16 protein-coding genes are annotated in these 15,478 nt (G+C 66.5%); 8 read left to right on the top strand and 8 right to left on the bottom strand.

The genetic code is table 11. From position 1 onward, the window contains the following. Positions 1-21: 21 nt before the first annotated feature. The 4 genes from ACSYG9_RS13225 to ACSYG9_RS13210 form a co-directional block, all read right to left on the bottom strand. On the bottom strand, positions 22-741 hold the full coding sequence (locus tag ACSYG9_RS13225; protein ID WP_454842782.1) for a GNAT family N-acetyltransferase: 720 nt from the start codon (positions 739-741) through the stop codon (positions 22-24). A gap of 96 nt (positions 742-837) precedes the next feature. Next, positions 838-975 (bottom strand): YbdD/YjiX family protein, encoded by a 138-nt coding sequence (locus ACSYG9_RS13220; protein ID WP_454842952.1) that lies wholly within the window; start codon positions 973-975, stop codon positions 838-840. Between the two features lie 41 nt (positions 976-1,016). Further along, positions 1,017-3,335 (bottom strand): carbon starvation CstA family protein, encoded by a 2,319-nt coding sequence (locus tag ACSYG9_RS13215; protein ID WP_454842780.1) that lies wholly within the window; start codon positions 3,333-3,335, stop codon positions 1,017-1,019. 128 nt (positions 3,336-3,463) lie between these two features. Further along, positions 3,464-3,733 carry a DUF2277 domain-containing protein gene (locus ACSYG9_RS13210; protein WP_440127647.1) on the bottom strand — a complete coding sequence of 90 codons (270 nt, stop codon included), beginning with the start codon at positions 3,731-3,733 and terminating at the stop codon, positions 3,464-3,466. 123 nt (positions 3,734-3,856) lie between these two features. Here ACSYG9_RS13210 and ACSYG9_RS13205 point away from each other — a divergent pair, with 123 nt between their 5' ends. Beyond that, complete coding sequence (locus ACSYG9_RS13205; protein WP_454842779.1) at positions 3,857-4,261, top strand: hypothetical protein; 405 nt, start codon at positions 3,857-3,859, stop codon at positions 4,259-4,261. Between the two features lie 65 nt (positions 4,262-4,326). On the opposite strand, the gene ACSYG9_RS13200 is transcribed toward ACSYG9_RS13205, so the two are convergent. From ACSYG9_RS13200 to ACSYG9_RS13185, 4 genes are read right to left on the bottom strand one after another with little or no spacing between them, the layout of a single operon-like run. Further along, positions 4,327-5,481 carry an acetyl-CoA C-acetyltransferase gene (locus ACSYG9_RS13200; RefSeq protein ID WP_440122964.1) on the bottom strand — a complete coding sequence of 385 codons (1,155 nt, stop codon included), beginning with the start codon at positions 5,479-5,481 and terminating at the stop codon, positions 4,327-4,329. 9 nt (positions 5,482-5,490) lie between these two features. Further along, positions 5,491-6,099 (bottom strand): TetR family transcriptional regulator, encoded by a 609-nt coding sequence (locus tag ACSYG9_RS13195; RefSeq protein ID WP_440122963.1) that lies wholly within the window; start codon positions 6,097-6,099, stop codon positions 5,491-5,493. Positions 6,100-6,137: 38 nt separating this feature from the next. Further along, positions 6,138-6,938 (bottom strand): SDR family oxidoreductase, encoded by an 801-nt coding sequence (locus ACSYG9_RS13190; protein ID WP_440122962.1) that lies wholly within the window; start codon positions 6,936-6,938, stop codon positions 6,138-6,140. Then, positions 6,935-8,143, bottom strand: a complete 1,209-nt coding sequence (locus ACSYG9_RS13185; RefSeq protein ID WP_440122961.1) for an acyl-CoA dehydrogenase family protein — start codon at positions 8,141-8,143, stop codon at positions 6,935-6,937. The genes ACSYG9_RS13190 and ACSYG9_RS13185 overlap by 4 nt, the downstream gene beginning before the upstream one ends. A gap of 44 nt (positions 8,144-8,187) precedes the next feature. On the opposite strand from ACSYG9_RS13185, the gene ACSYG9_RS13180 reads away from it, so the two are divergent. From ACSYG9_RS13180 to ACSYG9_RS13150, 7 genes are all read left to right on the top strand, one after another. Then, positions 8,188-9,735: a FadD3 family acyl-CoA ligase gene (locus tag ACSYG9_RS13180; RefSeq protein ID WP_440122960.1), complete on the top strand. Its 1,548-nt coding sequence runs from the start codon at positions 8,188-8,190 to the stop codon at positions 9,733-9,735. Beyond that, positions 9,732-10,601: an enoyl-CoA hydratase gene (locus ACSYG9_RS13175; protein WP_440122959.1), complete on the top strand. Its 870-nt coding sequence runs from the start codon at positions 9,732-9,734 to the stop codon at positions 10,599-10,601. The genes ACSYG9_RS13180 and ACSYG9_RS13175 overlap by 4 nt, the downstream gene beginning before the upstream one ends. Further along, on the top strand, positions 10,601-11,761 hold the full coding sequence (locus ACSYG9_RS13170) for an acyl-CoA dehydrogenase family protein (protein WP_440122958.1): 1,161 nt from the start codon (positions 10,601-10,603) through the stop codon (positions 11,759-11,761). The genes ACSYG9_RS13175 and ACSYG9_RS13170 overlap by 1 nt, the downstream gene beginning before the upstream one ends. After that, positions 11,758-12,732 carry an acyl-CoA dehydrogenase family protein gene (locus ACSYG9_RS13165; protein WP_440122957.1) on the top strand — a complete coding sequence of 325 codons (975 nt, stop codon included), beginning with the start codon at positions 11,758-11,760 and terminating at the stop codon, positions 12,730-12,732. Before ACSYG9_RS13170 ends, ACSYG9_RS13165 begins: the two co-directional genes overlap by 4 nt. Beyond that, positions 12,729-13,778, top strand: coding sequence for an acyl-CoA dehydrogenase family protein (locus ACSYG9_RS13160; RefSeq protein ID WP_454842776.1), 1,050 nt, complete (start codon positions 12,729-12,731; stop codon positions 13,776-13,778). The genes ACSYG9_RS13165 and ACSYG9_RS13160 overlap by 4 nt, the downstream gene beginning before the upstream one ends. A 19-nt stretch (positions 13,779-13,797) precedes the next feature. Beyond that, entirely contained in the window at positions 13,798-14,358 is a 561-nt protein-coding gene (locus ACSYG9_RS13155) for an AAA family ATPase (RefSeq protein ID WP_440122955.1), read from the top strand. Between the two features lie 91 nt (positions 14,359-14,449). After that, positions 14,450-15,469, top strand: a complete 1,020-nt coding sequence (locus tag ACSYG9_RS13150) for an endonuclease domain-containing protein (protein WP_454842774.1) — start codon at positions 14,450-14,452, stop codon at positions 15,467-15,469. The last annotated feature ends 9 nt before the right edge of the window (positions 15,470-15,478 follow it).

Genomic DNA, 15,478 nt, shown 5'->3' with positions numbered 1-15,478 from the left:
CACCGTCCGCGGCAGCAGATCTCAGGGGACTTCGAAGCCGCGGAATCGCACGTCTTTCCGGGGCTGGAAACCCAGCCGGGAGTAGAGGTCCAACGCGCGTGTATTGCTGTGCAGCACATGAAGAAAGGCCCTCTCGCCGCGTGCCGCGATTCGTGCAGACAATGCCTGGACGAGGTGCCCTGCGTAGCCGTGACCGCGCGCATCCGGTGCCGTACACACTGCACTGATCTCGGTCCAGCCGGGTGGGTGCAGCCGTTCACCCGCCATCGCGACGAGAGTACTGCCGTGGCGGATACCGAGGTAGGTGCCGAGTTCGGGGGTTCGAGGATAGAACGGTCCCGGCCGTGTCCGGTCCACGAGATCGAGCATCGCCTGCCGGTCGCCGGGACCGAGTTCGTGCAGTTCGGCTCCCTCGGCGAGGTCCGGTGCGTCCGCGTGATCACCGGGGGCCGGTGCGAGCATCTGGAGTCCGTCGACGGAGAAGACGGGCTTCCACTCGTTCGGCGGAGCGTGCGGGCAATCGAAGAGGTCCGCGAGAGCACCGGACCCCAGCAGTCGAGCAAGATCGGACCAGTCCTGCTGCTCAGGATCGGGGGGCACTGCGCAGAAGGTGGCGGCGTCGGCACGGTACGTGACCGCACGGCCCGCCCGGCGGGCGAGATGGGCGTGATCACCGGTCAGCGAGGTGTGTACAGGATTGTCGAGGACATTCGTGTCGACGACACGGCCTTCGGAACCCACTGTCCGCACTCTCCCCTTCGTCCGATTCGACGCGCCTGCGGCGCGATCCACACTCCGAATCGTAGAAGAGCCCGGCCGGTTGCGCCCACGCCCGCATCAACAGCAGCGTGCCCCGGGGTCTGCGTCGCTTGCGGCGTGCCTCTGACGCCAATACTCACGCTCGGTCATGACCGGGTCGCCGGAGTTCAGCCGCCGCTGCGATTCGACGTACCGCGCGTAGTCGTGATCGCCCATCAGCGCACCGACCCACCACCACACCCGACGCACCGCGGTGATCACGGCGTCCCGCTCTCGTGCTGATGCGCGTGATCGGCGTGTGTGTGGGCGGCGCCGGGTGCACGCACCTTGCCCGACGCGATGAGTTCATCCCATTGCTTCTGCAGTTCACGCTCGGCCGGTGTGGGTACGAATCCGGCAGGCGCGAAGATCTTCGACGGCACATCCGGCGACTCGGTCGTCGGCATGCCGCCGAGCCGCACCGACCGGATGCACACCACCACGCCGGCAATAGCCACGATGAGAACGAGTACCGCGAACACGATCGACAGCGTGCCCTGGATGAACGTGTTGCGGATGACGGCGTCGATCGCGGCAGGTGAGGCGGCCGAACCGAACCGGGTCTCGCCTGCGTTCTTCGCATCGACGAACGCATTGTGCTGCGCCCAGTATCCGACCGCGCGGTCGCTGGAGAAGATCTTCTGCCACGACGCCGTCATCGTCACGATGAGATCCCACACCAACGGGACGCCGGGGATCCACGCCCACTTCAGCAGCCCCTTCTTGACCACGATGGTGAGGACGATCGTCAGTGCGATCGCGGCGAGCAGCTGGTTGGCGATACCGAACAGCGGGAACAGGGTGTTGATGCCGCCGAGCGGATCGGTGACGCCCATGAGCAGGATCGCGCCCCACAGTGCGCAGACCACGAACGAGCAGAACCATGCACCGGGACGCCACGACGGGTCCTTGAAACGCTTTGCGGCACCGCCGAAGTTGCCGAGGGAGTCCGACAGCATGAACCGCGCGACACGTGTGCCTGCGTCGACGGTCGTGAGAATGAACAACGCCTCGAACATGATCGCGAAGTGGTACCAGAACGATTTGAGACTGTCGCCGCCGAACAGGTCGGACAGGACGTTCGACATACCGAAGGCCAGGGTGGGCGCACCACCTGTTCTGGAGATGATCGATTCCTCCCCGACCGCGGCTGCCGCACCGGCGATCTGCTCGGGCGTGACGTCCGGCGACGACAGCCCGAGACTGTTCACATAGGCCGCAGCCGTTTCGGGTGTGCCACCGGTAAGCGCTTCCGGCGCGTTGAGCGCGAAGTACAGGTGCTGATCGATGATGCACGCGGTGACCAAGGCCATGATCGCCACGAACGATTCGGTGAGCATCCCGCCGTACCCGATGAGGCGGGTCTGCTTCTCTTTCTCCAGCATCTTCGGAGTGGTGCCGGAGGAGATCAATGCGTGGAACCCCGACAGCGCGCCACACGCGATGGTGATGAACAGGAACGGGAACAGCGACCCGGCGAACGCGGGCCCGTCACCGTCGATCGCGAACGACGTGACGTCGGGCATCTGGATCTCGGGGCGGGCAATAAGGATGCCGATGGCGAGCAGCGCGATGGTACCGACCTTCATGAAGGTCGACAGGTAGTCGCGCGGGGCGAGCAGCAACCACACCGGCAGGACGGACGCGGCGAACCCGTAAGCGATCATCAACCACGCGATCGTCACCTTCGACAGGGTGAACCATTCGACACCCCAATCGGTTTCGGCGACCCACCCTCCTGCAACGATTGCCAGGACCAGCAGCACGACACCGATCGCAGACACTTCGGAGACCTTGCCGGGGCGCAGATAACGCAGATACACACCCATGAACAACGCGATCGGAATGGTCATCGCGATGGAGAACAACCCCCACGGGCTCTCCGCGAGTGCATTGACGACCACGAGTGCGAGCACCGCGATAATAATGATCATGATCACGAAAACGGCGATCAGGGCAGCAATTCCGCCGATCGGGCCGAGTTCGTCGCGTCCCATCTGTCCGAGACTGCGCCCGCGCCGCCGTGACGAAATCCACAGCACCAGGAAATCCTGGACTCCACCGGCCAGGACGACACCGACGATGATCCAGATCGTTCCCGGCAGGTAGCCCATCTGAGCGGCGAGGACCGGGCCGACGAGGGGGCCGGCCCCTGCGATCGCGGCGAAATGGTGTCCGAATAGGACCCGCCGGTCCGTCGGCATGTAGTCCTTGCCGTTCTCCAGGACCTCGGCGGGGGTCGCGCGATCGTCGCGCGGTTGCACGATCTTGCGTTCGATGAATTTGGCGTAGAACCGGTATGCGACAAGATATGTGCACACTGCCGCGATCACGAACCACACCGCATTGATGTTCTCGCCGCGCACCACCGCGATCATCGACCAGGCGAAGCCACCGACGAGCGCGAGGACTACGAAGACGATGCGCGCCGTGGCGGACATCGGTGTTCGATCGACGACGCCCACCGGGGGAAGATCCGGGTCCGTGCGCAAGTATTCGACGTTCGCGTCGCTGGGCGGCGTCGGGTCGACGGCCATCTCGGCTCCTCACCGGAGCCGACGCTGAGCGGCAACCGAATGCGCCCGACGGCTCCTCGACAACGTGCACAGTTATGGCCTGCGTCACGCTACCCGCGGATGGGTGCCCAAGAACCGAATTGATGGATTCAGCCCCGCGAGGCGATCCTCGCCTGCACTTCGGGGCGCCGCAGCGGCGGCACCGTCGGTGGTGGTTGCCGCCGCTCGGGAAGGAGATCGAGCAATCTCGTGGTCGTCGCGGCGACCTCAGCGACGGCTTGCTCGAACGGCTCCCGGGTGGCATCGGACAGTTTGTGGATTCCGCTGACCTTACGGACATACTGCCGGGCGGCCGCCTCGATCTCCTCGGCGGTCGCTACCGGTTCGAGCCCGCGCAGCTCGGTGATGTTCCGGCACATGCCTTCGAGAGTAGTCCCGAACATCATGCGCGACATCCTGTCGAGGAGTACAGATGAGTGCGTTCGCTGCGTAAGGTCGACCCGTTGTCGACCGATCTGTTGTCACCTATGTGAGGGAGCCGGATGCGATTCCGATACGCAAGTGCCGCCGCGGCTGTGTTGTCCACCGCAGCGATCGTCCTGACCACCCCGGGTACAGCGGGAGCCGCCGCGACCGCCGAGGTCGTGCCCGGCAGAGCCCGGATCCTGGTGAACGTCCACGGCGTGCCGGTTCATCCGGAGAGTTGCCGCGTCGACCCCGACGCCGACGGTAACACTCAGAGTTTGCCGCTGGAACCGTCGAGCCGGATGGTCGCGCACCAGGTCGCCCCCGGAAAACGGCACGTCAAGGTGTGGTGCCCGGATGGTGGCATCATCTACGACGGGTTCGTCGACGTCCTGCCCGCCGATCCTGTCGCCGATTTCGTCGACACCGTGTTCCGCACAGCGGGCAGCAGCAACCGCGTCACCGATCCGACGCTGCGCTGACCCAGGGAACGGAATGCCCACGGTGACGGCACTGTGTCCGTCACCGTGGGCATTCCGTGCGGGGACTACTCCGAGATGCGCTCGATGATGGTGACATTAGCGGTGCCGCCACCCTCGCAGATGGTGAGCAGGCCGTACTTGCCGCCGACACGCTCGAGTTCGTTGAGCAGGGTCGCCATGAGCTTGGTGCCGGTAGCGCCGAGCGGGTGACCGAGCGCGATCGCGCCACCGTTGACGTTGACCTTGGCCGGGTCGGCGCCGATCTCCTTGATCCATGCGAGCACGACGGGAGCGAACGCCTCGTTGATCTCGATGACGTCGATATCGTCGATGGTCAGACCGGTCTTCTCGAGTGCGTGCTGCGTCGCCGGGATGGGGGCGGTGAGCATGAAGATCGGATCGTCACCGCGAGCGCTGAGATGGTGGATGCGTGCGCGCGGCTTCAGGCCGTGCTTCTTCACGGCCTCGTCGGACGCGAGCAGCAGCGCCGACGCGCCGTCGGAGATCTGCGACGCGACGGCCGCGGTGAGGCGGCCACCCTCGACGAGAGTCTGCAGGCCCGCCATCTTCTCGAGGCTGGTCTCGCGGGGTCCCTCGTCGACGGCGGCGTCTCCGAGGGGCACGATCTCGTTGTCGAAGCGGCCCGCGGCGATCGCGGCCTTGGCGCGCTCGTGACTCTGCAGCGCCCACTGTTCGAGCTCTTCGCGGCTGATGTCCCACTTCTCGGCGATCATCTCGGCGCCCTTGAACTGGGAGACCTCGTCGGAGCCGTACCGCTCGACCCAGCCCTTCGATCCCCCGAACGGGGTGTCGAAGCCGTATTGCTGGCCGGCGGTCATGGCCGACGAGATCGGGATCTGCGTCATGTTCTGCACGCCACCCGCGATGATGAGGTCGGCGGTGTTGCTCAGGATGGCCTGCGCACCGAAGTGGATGGCCTGTTGGCTCGATCCGCACTGGCGGTCGACGGTCACACCGGGCACATGCTGCGGGTAGCCGGCCGCGAGCCACGCGGTACGAGCGATATTGCCCGCCTGGCCGCCGATCGCGTCGACACAACCGAAGACCACGTCGTCGACGTCTGCCGGGTCGATGCCCGTGCGCTCGACGACTGCCTTGATGACGTGTGCGCCGAGGTCGGCCGGGTGCACATCCGCCAGGCCGCCCTTCTTCTTGCCGATCGGGGTACGGACCGCGTCGACGATGTAAGCCTCGGTCATTGTTGCTCCTTATGCGGGGTTCGGGTTCGACAGTCCGTCGAGAACGATGGAAAGGTACTGCTGCGCAACTTGTTCGACGCTGAGCGCTCCGCCAGGCCGATACCAGCGCACCGCGACCCACACCGTGTCGCGGAGAAAACGGAAGACGACGTCGACGTCGACGTCGGGCCGGAACACTCCCTCCGAGATCCCTCGTTCGAGCACCCCCGACCACAGTGTGCGGAACTCGGTGTTGAGTTCGGCGATGTAGGAGAACCTGTCGCCGTCGAGGTGCTTGGCCTCGTCCTGATAGATCGCGACCGCGGCGTGCGATCGGTCGATCGATTCGTAGGACGTGGTGACGAGGGCTTCGAGCGTCGCGCGTGGGTCGAGGCCTGCGGCCACGATCTTGCGGTACCGGTCGAACAGGTCGTCGAGGAAACCTCGCAGGATCTCGTCGACCATCGACTCCTTCGAGTCGAAGTGGTGGTAGAGGCTGCCGGAGAGGATCCCCGCGGCATCGGCGATGTCGCGGACCGTCGTGGCGCGGACACCGCGTGACGCGAAGAGGTCGGCCGCGATGTGGAGCAGTTCGGCGCGGCGGCCGGTCTTCGCTGAGTCGTCGCGAGGTGGGGTCATGGAGCAAAAGCCTTTCGAACTTCCGGCCTGTCGAACTACTAGGCCCGCTGCGAGGAGATCGAGACGATCTCGCCGGTCAGGTAGGTGGTGTAGTCGCTCGCCAGCATCGCGATCGTCGCAGCAATCTCCCACACCTCCGCCGCACGACCGTACGCCTCGTCGGACGCCAGCCGGTCGAGCAGTTCCTCGCTGGTCACCTTCGCGAGGAAGGCGTGGCGCGCGATGGACGGGGCGACGGCATTGATGCGGACACCGTATTCGGCAGCCTCGATCGCCGAGCAACGGGTGAGGGCCATGACGCCGGCCTTCGCCGCGGCATAGTGTGCCTGCGAGTGCTGGGCACGCCAGCCGAGCACCGACGCGTTGTTGACCAGGACACCGCCGTGGCCGGCCGACTTGAAGTAACGCAATGCCGCGCGCGTCGCCCGGAATGTGCTCGTGAGAGTGACGTCGAGGACGCGATCCCACTGTTCGTCGGTCATGTCGACGACCGGGGTCTCTCCGCCGAGCCCGGCATTGTTGATCAGCGTGTCGATGCGGCCGAGCTTGTCGGCGGCACCGGTGATGAGCGCGTCGACCTGCTCGGTGGACGACACGTCGCACACGATGGAATGCACGTGCTGTTCGGGGAACTCCGCGGCGAGCTTGTCGGCGGCCTCACCGAGGCGACGCTCGTGGAAGTCCGAGATCAGGACGTCGGCGCCCTCGAGCAGGGCGCGCCGCGCCGATGAGAAACCGATTCCTGTTCCGGCCGCCGCGGTGACGACGACCTTCTTGCCTGCGAGCAGACCGTGCCCGGGGGTTTCGACGGGCGGGGTGGACAGCGGGGAGGTGGTCACGGGCGAGCCTCTCGGGGAAGGCCGAGCACACGCTCGGCGATGACGTTGCGCTGGACCTCGTTGGATCCGCCGTAGATGGTGTCGGCGCGGGTGAACAGGAACAACCGCTGCCATTCGGCGAGCTCGAGATGTTCCGGGTCGGTGATGTTCGACGGGGTGCCCGCGTGATCGTGGTCGGGGCCGATGAGCGATGCGGCGCCCTGGACCTCCATGGCGAGGACGCCGAGGTCGCGGTGCCAGTTTGCCCACAGCAGCTTGGCGACCGAGGCCTGTCCGGGATCGGCGTCCCCCAGGGTGCGGAGGGCGTGGGCGCGCATCACACGCAGCCCGACGCGGGCGCGGGCGATCTTCTCGCGGATATTGGGGTCGTCGATCGAGCCGTTGGCCCGCGCGAGGCCGACGACACCGTCGAGTTCCCGTTCGAAGCCGATCTGCTGGCCGAGGGTGGAGACGCCGCGTTCGAAGGTCAGCAGGCCCATCGCGACCTTCCAGCCGTCACCCGGTTCGCCGACGACGAGGTCGGCGTCCGTCACCGCATCGTCGAAGAAGACCTCGTTGAACTCGGAGGTGCCGGTGAGCTGCTGGATCGGCCGAACGGTGACCCCGGGCTGGTCGAGCGGCACGAGCAGGAAACTCAGGCCCTGGTGACGGGTCGAGCCCGGTTCGGTGCGCGCGATCACGAACGCCCACTGGGCGACGTGCGCAAGGGATGTCCATACTTTCTGGCCGTTGATGATCCACTTGCCGTCTTCGAGGCGCGCGGTGGTCGAGACGTTGGCGAGGTCGGATCCGGCACCCGGCTCGGAGTACCCCTGGGCCCACAGTTCGGTGACGTTGCGGATGCCGGGGAGGAATCGCTTCTTCTGCTCCTGGGTGCCGAACGCGATGAGGGTGGGGCCGAGCAGTTCCTCGCCGAGGTGGTTCACCCGGGCGGGCGCGTCGGCCTTTGCGTATTCGGTGTGGAAGGTGACCCGCTCCTCCATGGTTGCACCGCGTCCGCCGTATTCGGTGGGCCAGCCGATGCAGGTCCATCCGGCCTCGGCGAGGTGGCGGTCCCACGCGAGTCGTTGTTCGAAGAACTCGTGCTCGCTGCCGGGCCCGCCCTTGCCCCTGAGGGCGGCGAATTCGCCGGTCAGGTTCTCGTCGAGCCACGTCCGCACGGTGGCCGCGTACTCGGTATTTTCCAGGCTCTCGCTCTCTTGCACGTCTGTACGATAACCTACCAAGCAATTGCTAGGTAGGGAGCTCAGTGAACACACATCCGAGAACCACGCCGGCCGCCCTCGTCCGCACTGCCGAGACCTGGCCCGACCGGCTCGCGATCGTCGACGGCGAGACCCGACTGACCTTCGCACAATTGCACGCACGCGTGCGGGACTTCGCTGCGGCCCTGGTCGCTCGCGGCGTCGAACCCGGTGCGCGCGTCGCGATCTGGTCGCCCAACACGTATCACTGGGAAATCGCTGCTCTCGGTGCGCATTGGGCCGGTGGCGTCGTCGTCCCCATCAACACCCGTTACACCGCGGGCGAAGCAGCCGAGATCATCGAACGCGTCGGCGCGTCCGCGCTCGTCATCGTGGGCGACTTCCTCGGCTCCGATCGCTACGCACAACTCCGCGAGGTCGCACCCGATCTCACCGTCCCCACAGTCGTGCGAGTCCCGGTCAGCGGGAACGACAATCCGGTCGACGGAGTCACCGACTGGGACGATTTCCTCGCCGCTGCCACCGACGCCTCGCGTACCGATGCCGACGCTCGCGCCGCAGCCGTCGAGCCCGACGATGTCTCCGACATCCTGTTCACCTCCGGCACCACCGGAAAGAGCAAGGGCGTGCTCAGTGCACACCGCCAGTGCATCGGCGTCGCGCAGGCATGGACCGAATGCGCCGAACTGACCGTCGACGACAACTACCTCATCATCAATCCTTTCTTCCACACCTTCGGATACAAAGCCGGGTTCGTGGCGGCGCTGCTCACAGGGGCAACGGTCATCCCGCTTGCCGTCTTCGACGTCGAGAAGGTCATGGCGATGGTCTCGGCCGAACGCATCAGCGTGCTCCCGGGCGCACCGACGATCTACCAGAGCATCCTCGACCACCCGTGCCGCGGCGACTACGACCTGAGCAACCTGCGCATCGCGGTCACCGGCGCCGCGCCGGTGCCGGTCTCGCTCGTCGAGCGCATGCAGACCGAACTGAACTTCGACGCGGTGATCACCGCGTACGGCCAGACCGAGGCCGTGGTCGCCACGATGTGCCGCACCGACGACGACCCCGTCACCGTGTCGACTTCGTCCGGACGCGCGACCGCCGACTTCGAGGTGCGGATCGGCGACAAGGGCGAGATCCTGCTGCGCGGCCCGAACGTGATGCTCGGCTACCTCGACGATCCCGAGGCGACCGCCAAGACCATCGACTCCGATGGCTGGTTGCATACCGGCGACGTCGGCACCCTCGACGAGCGCGGGTACCTCGACATCACCGACCGCCTCAAGGACATGTACATCAGCAACGGATTCAATGTGTACCCCGCCGAAATCGAGGCGTCGCTGCTGCGGATCCCCGGTGTCCACGAGGTCGCCGTCATCGGCGTACCCGACGAACGGGCCGGAGAGGTCGGTTGCGCCTTCGTCGCCACACTGGACGGAGCGGATCTGACCGAGGATCACGTTCTCGCCTACGCCAAAGAGAATCTGGCCAACTTCAAACGACCCCGGTCGGTGCGCTTCGTCGACCACCTTCCCCGGAATGCGTCCGGCAAGGTCCTGAAAAACGTTCTGCGTGAGGAGAAGTCATGACAGTCCCATTCGAGCCCGACGTCGTCACCTACGAAGTGCGTGACGGTATCGCGATCGTCACCCTCAACCGTCCGGACTACCGGAACGCGCAGAACTCGGTGATGACGTACGCCCTCGACGCCGCCTTCGAGAAGGCCGTCGAGGACGACGAGGTGAAGGTGATCGTGCTCGCGGGCAACGGCAAGCACTTCTCCGCCGGCCACGACCTCGGCACCCCCGGTCGCGACCACCACGTGCACTACGACAACAAAGCCGTCATGTGGTGGGATCACGTCGACAAGCCGGGTGGCGACCAGCGCTATGCCCGCGAGATGGAGGTCTACCTCGGGATGTGCCGCCGCTGGCGGGAGATCCCCAAGCCGACCATCGCGATGGTCCAGGGGGCATGTATCGCCGGTGGGCTCATGCTCGCGTGGGTGTGCGACCTCATCGTCGCCTCCGACGACGCCTTCTTCTCCGATCCCGTCGTGCGCATGGGCATTCCGGGTGTCGAGTACTTCGCACACCCGTGGGTCCTCGGCACCCGGTTCGCCAAGGAGATCCTGTACACCGGCGACCGCTTCACCGCACAGCGCGCATACGAAGTCGGCATGGTCAGCCGGGTCGTGACACGCGACGATCTCGAATCCGAGACCCTCGCCCTGGCCGGACGTATCGCGGAGATGCCGCGATTCGGCCTGGCACTGACCAAGCGTGCGGTGAACCAGTGCGAGGACCAGATGGGTATGCGTAACGGCATGGACTCGGTCTTCGGCCTGCATCACTTCGCACACTCGTACAACGCGGAGGTCGGCACCGACTCCCTCGGCGGCATGGACGCCAAGTCGATGGCTGCCAGCGCTCGTCCGGCCGAGGAGAGCAAGTGATGGATCTCGAACTCGACTCCGCCACTCTCGCTTTCCGCGACGAGGTACGGGCGTTTCTCGCCGAGAACGTCCCGAAGACCCCGCTGAAGTCGATGGACACCGCCGAGGGCTTCGAGGAGCACCGGCAGTGGGAAGCACTCCTCGCCGACGCGCGCCTGTCCGTCGTCTCGTGGCCCGAATCGCTCGGTGGCCGCGACGCGACGCTCGAGCAGTGGGTGGTGTTCGAGGAGGAGTACTACCGCTCGGGTGCACCCGGCCGGGTGAGCCAGAACGGCATCTTCCTGCTCGCCCCCACTCTGTTCGAGCACGCGAAGCCCGAACAACTCGAGCGCATCATGCCGCGAATGGCGCGTGCCGACGACATCTGGGCACAGGCCTGGTCGGAGCCCGAGTCAGGCAGCGACCTCGCGTCGCTGCGCTCGACGGCGACGAAGGTCGACGGCGGGTGGCTGCTCAACGGGCAGAAGACGTGGAGCTCGCGGGCCTCGTTCGCCGACATGGGCTTCGGTCTGTTCCGCTCCGATCCGGAAGCCCAGCGCCACAAGGGCATCACGTACTTCATGTTCGATCTGCGCGCTGAGGGCGTCACCGTCCGGCCGATCGATCAGCTCGACGGCGAACCCGGATTCGCGGAGATCTTCCTCGAGAACGTCTTCGTCCCCGACGACCCGTCGAAGCCCGGTGAATCCGGTGTGATCGGTGAGGTCAACGCGGGCTGGCGGGTCGCGATGAGCACCGCCTCCAACGAGCGTGGCCTGTCGCTGCGTGCGCCCGGACGGTTCCTCGCCACCACCGACCGGCTGCTGGCGCAGTACTCGCAGTCACCGCTCCACGGCGACACCGCGCTTCGGAACAAGGTCGCCGACGCGTGGATCGGTGCACGCGCCTACGAACTGTCGACGTGGGGCACGGTCACCAGGCTCACGAACGGTGGCCAGCTGGGCGCCGAATCGTCGATCAACAAGGTGTTCTGGTCGGAATGGGACATCGCCACCCACGAAACCGCCCTCGACCTGCAGGGCGCGCACGCCGAGGTCGTCGACAACTGGACCGACGGCTACCTGTTCTCACTGTCGGGCCCGATCTACGCAGGCACCAACGAAATCCAGAAGAACGTCATCGCCGAGCGACTGCTCGGCCTCCCGAAGGGCGACCGATGAGATTCGCACTCGATGAATCCCACGAGGATTTCGCGTCGAGCATCGACGCGCTCCTCACCAAGTCCGATATGCCCGCTGTCATCCGCGCATGGAACAGCGGTGACACCGCACCCGGCCTGACCGTGTGGCAGCGACTCGCCGAGACGGGAGTGAACGGCCTGCTCATCGCCGAGGAGCACGATGGTCTCGGTGCCGACGCGGTCGACCTCGTCGTGGCCGTCGAACAGCTGGGCCGCCACGCGGTTCCGGGCCCGGTCGTCGAAACCGTCGCTGTCGTACCCGCGCTGCTCGCAGCGGTCGCTCCGGGTCGTCTCGCGGCGCTGGCATCCGGGTCGCTCGCGACCGTCGCGGCAGCTCCGGACACGCCGTATGCGGTGGACGCCGATGTGGCCGAGCTGCTCCTGCACGTCGACGGCGAGTCGGTGTCGACGGCCACCGCAGGTGAACAGCACGCGTCGGTGGACCTCGCGCGTCACCTGTTCGAGGTCTCGTCCGCCGACGTGCTCGGCTCGACCCCGTTCGACGCCGCGTTCGACCTCGGTGCACTTGCAACCGCCGCGCAACTGCAGGGCCTCGGCCGCACCCTGCTCGACATGTCTGTCGAGTATGTGCAGCAGCGCAAGCAGTTCGGCCGGGTCATCGGTTCGTTCCAGGCCATCAAGCATCACCTCGCCGACGTTGCCGTCGCACTGGAGATGGCACGTCCGCTCCTGCACGGTGCGGCGCTCGCGGTCCGCGATGGCCTGCCCACCGCGTCGCGCGACGTGTCGGCGGCCAAGGTCGCGTGTGGCGATGCCGCCTACCTCGCGGCACGTACGGCACTGCAGGTGCACGGCGCCATCGGATACACGCAGGAATATGACCTGTCGCTGTGGATCACGAAGACCCGCGCACTTGTCACTGCATGGGGCACACCCGATTTCCATCGCGAACGCGTCGTCGCGGCACTCGAGGGCGAGGTCGCGTCGTGACCTTCGAAACCGAGGATCGCGCGGCACTGCGGGAGTCGGTACGGAGCCTGCTCGCGAAGCACTCGGATTCCGCTGCCGTCCGCAAGGCGATTGCGTCCTCCGACGGCTACGATGCGGATCTGTGGTCGCGGCTCGTCGAGCAGGTCGGTGTCGCGGCGCTTGCGATTCCCGAGGAGTACGACGGCGTCGGTGCGTCGTGGGCCGAAACCCACGTCGTTCTCGAAGAACTCGGCCGCACTCTGACCCCCTCCCCGTTCCTCGGATCGGCGGTTCTCGCCGCACAGACCGTGCTGCTCTCGGGCGACACCGACGCCGCATCCCGGCTGCTGCCCGGCATCGCCGCCGGCGAGGTCGTCGCGGTGTGCTGGGCATCGGAAGCGGGGTGGCACCGGCCGGGTGTCGCCGCCCACGGCGATGTACTCACCGGCACAGCGCACTACGTCCTCGGCGGCGACATCGCCACCACACTGCTCGTGATCGCCGCCGACGGTGACACGACAGCGCTGTTCGAGGTGGATCCGCAGACCGACGGCGTTGCGCGTCGCAGGGTTCCGACGATGGACCCGACTCGGCCGCTGGCCGAGGTGTCGTTCTCCGCTGTCGCAGCCCGCAGGTTGTCGTCGACCGACGACCTGGTGGAGAGGTTGCGAACTGCTGCGGTGATCGCGGTGTCGGCCGAACAGGTGGGCGCTGCCCAGGCGACTCTGGATCTGACGGTCGAGTACACGAAGAACCGCAAACAGTTCGGTCGTGTCATCGGTTCGTTCCAGGCACTCAAGCACCGTATGGCCGATATGTATGCGCTCGTCGAAACTGCGCGGTCCATGTCGTACGCGGCGGTGCTGTCGCAGGATCCGCAGGATGCCTACGCGGCGAAGATCTACTGTTCGGAAGCATTCCAGCAGGTCGCATCCGAGGCGGTGCAGCTGCACGGCGGTATCGCGATCACGTGGGAGCACGACGCGCAGCTGTTCTTCAAGCGCGCGCACGGCACCGCGCAGTTGTTCGGGCAGCCGCGCGAATATCTGGTCGCAGTCTCTGTCTGAGCTGCGATAACCTCCGGCGGTGCCTCTTCTCGACTCGGCGACACCGCCACCCGACCGTCCCTGCCGCATCGTTGTGGCGGGGACGTCGGGTTCCGGGAAGACCACACTCTCCGCCCGTCTCGGCGACGCACTCGGGATCGAGCACATCGAGATCGACGGGCTACATCATGGTCCGAACTGGACGCCGCGGCCGTCGTTCGTCGCCGACGTGGAGGACTTCACCTCCCAGCCGTATTGGGTGACCGAGTGGCAGTACACCGTGGTCCGTCCATTGCTTGCGGAGCGGGCCGATCTGATGATCTGGCTCGATCTACCTCGCCCCGTCGTGATGCGGCAGGTGATCCGCCGGACGCTGCGCCGCCGGGTCCGGCGTGAGGTGTTGTGGAACGGCAACGTGGAACCGCCGCTACACACCATCTTCACCGACCGCACGCACATCATCCGCTGGTCGTGGTCGACGTACGGGCTTTTCCCGGAGCGCATCCGCGAAGTTCTCCAGCGGCGTCCCGAATTGCCGATCGTGCGTCTGACGAGCCGACGTGACATCGACGGGTGGATGGCCCGCCTCGGGTGCGCGTAGCCGCAGCAACCTCACCCTGCCGATGTCGTGTCCGGTATGTATGGTTTCTCAGCATGTATCGACGTCAGCGCGTTGTGGGCTCCACGGAGTGATGATCCCGTCCGCATCTTCTTCATTCCCGGCGCTCGTCGATTTGCCCGTCGATCGGGTCGTGCACCTCGACGGTGCCGACGCCGCCACCGTCGCCGACGCACTCGATCCGCTGCCACCCGCAGCTTCGGTGGTATCCGGCTACCACGTCACGAACGCATCCACCGGGTCGGATGTCGCCGGAAGGATCCTCGACGAGTGCGAAACCGCAGCTCACACCCTGTTTCTCCAATGGATGCCCGGCGCCCGGGTGCTCGACGGGCACAGCGGCCTCGACATCACGGCCGTGCGCGCACTGACATCCGGACTGGTCACTCCGAAGTACGGGTCGTTCCTGGCCGACCTCGCCGAAGCCTCCGTGCTCGGTGGTCGCCTCGATCCTGCCCGGTACTCGGCCGAGGTGCGTGCCGCTGGGCTCGCACGGGTCCTCGCCTCGGCATACGGACGGGAACACGTGGTACTGGCCGTGACCGCGGACCCGCTGCCCGTCGAGGAGCAGCACGTTCTCGCTGCGGCGCTCGAGTGGCTCACGGGTCGCGACCGGTTCGGGATCTGGCTGATCGGCGATCCGATCCCGGCAGTCGACCGGTTCCCTGTCGTCCGGGTCGGTCCGGCCCGGCCACCCGCCGCGGCGACTCCGGTGACACGGCGTCTGCGGCTGCCCGCCCCACTCGGTCGGCCACACCCCGCGAGCGACGCCGAGCAACTGCTCGAGTCCGTCTTGAGCACGTGCGACTGGGCCGGAGACCGACAGTGGAACCGGACGTGGTCGGCCGGCCCACTCGACGCTCCGATCCGGGTGGACCTGATGTTTCCCGAAGCACGCTGCGTCGTCGAGATCGACGGTGACGACCATCGGCGGCCCGAGAAGTTCGCCGCCGACCGTCGACGCGACGTGCACCTTCAGCTGGCCGGTTTCGCAGTATTACGGTTCACCAACGACCATGTCCTCGGCGATGCCACCGCTGTCGCCGACCTGATCGCCCGATGTCTCGCCACCCGCACCCCCGTCCCGACTTGAGAAGGCAGA

This window comes from Rhodococcus sp. SJ-2 (genome assembly GCF_053750035.1).
This window is presented reverse-complemented; position numbering and strand designations above follow the sequence as displayed.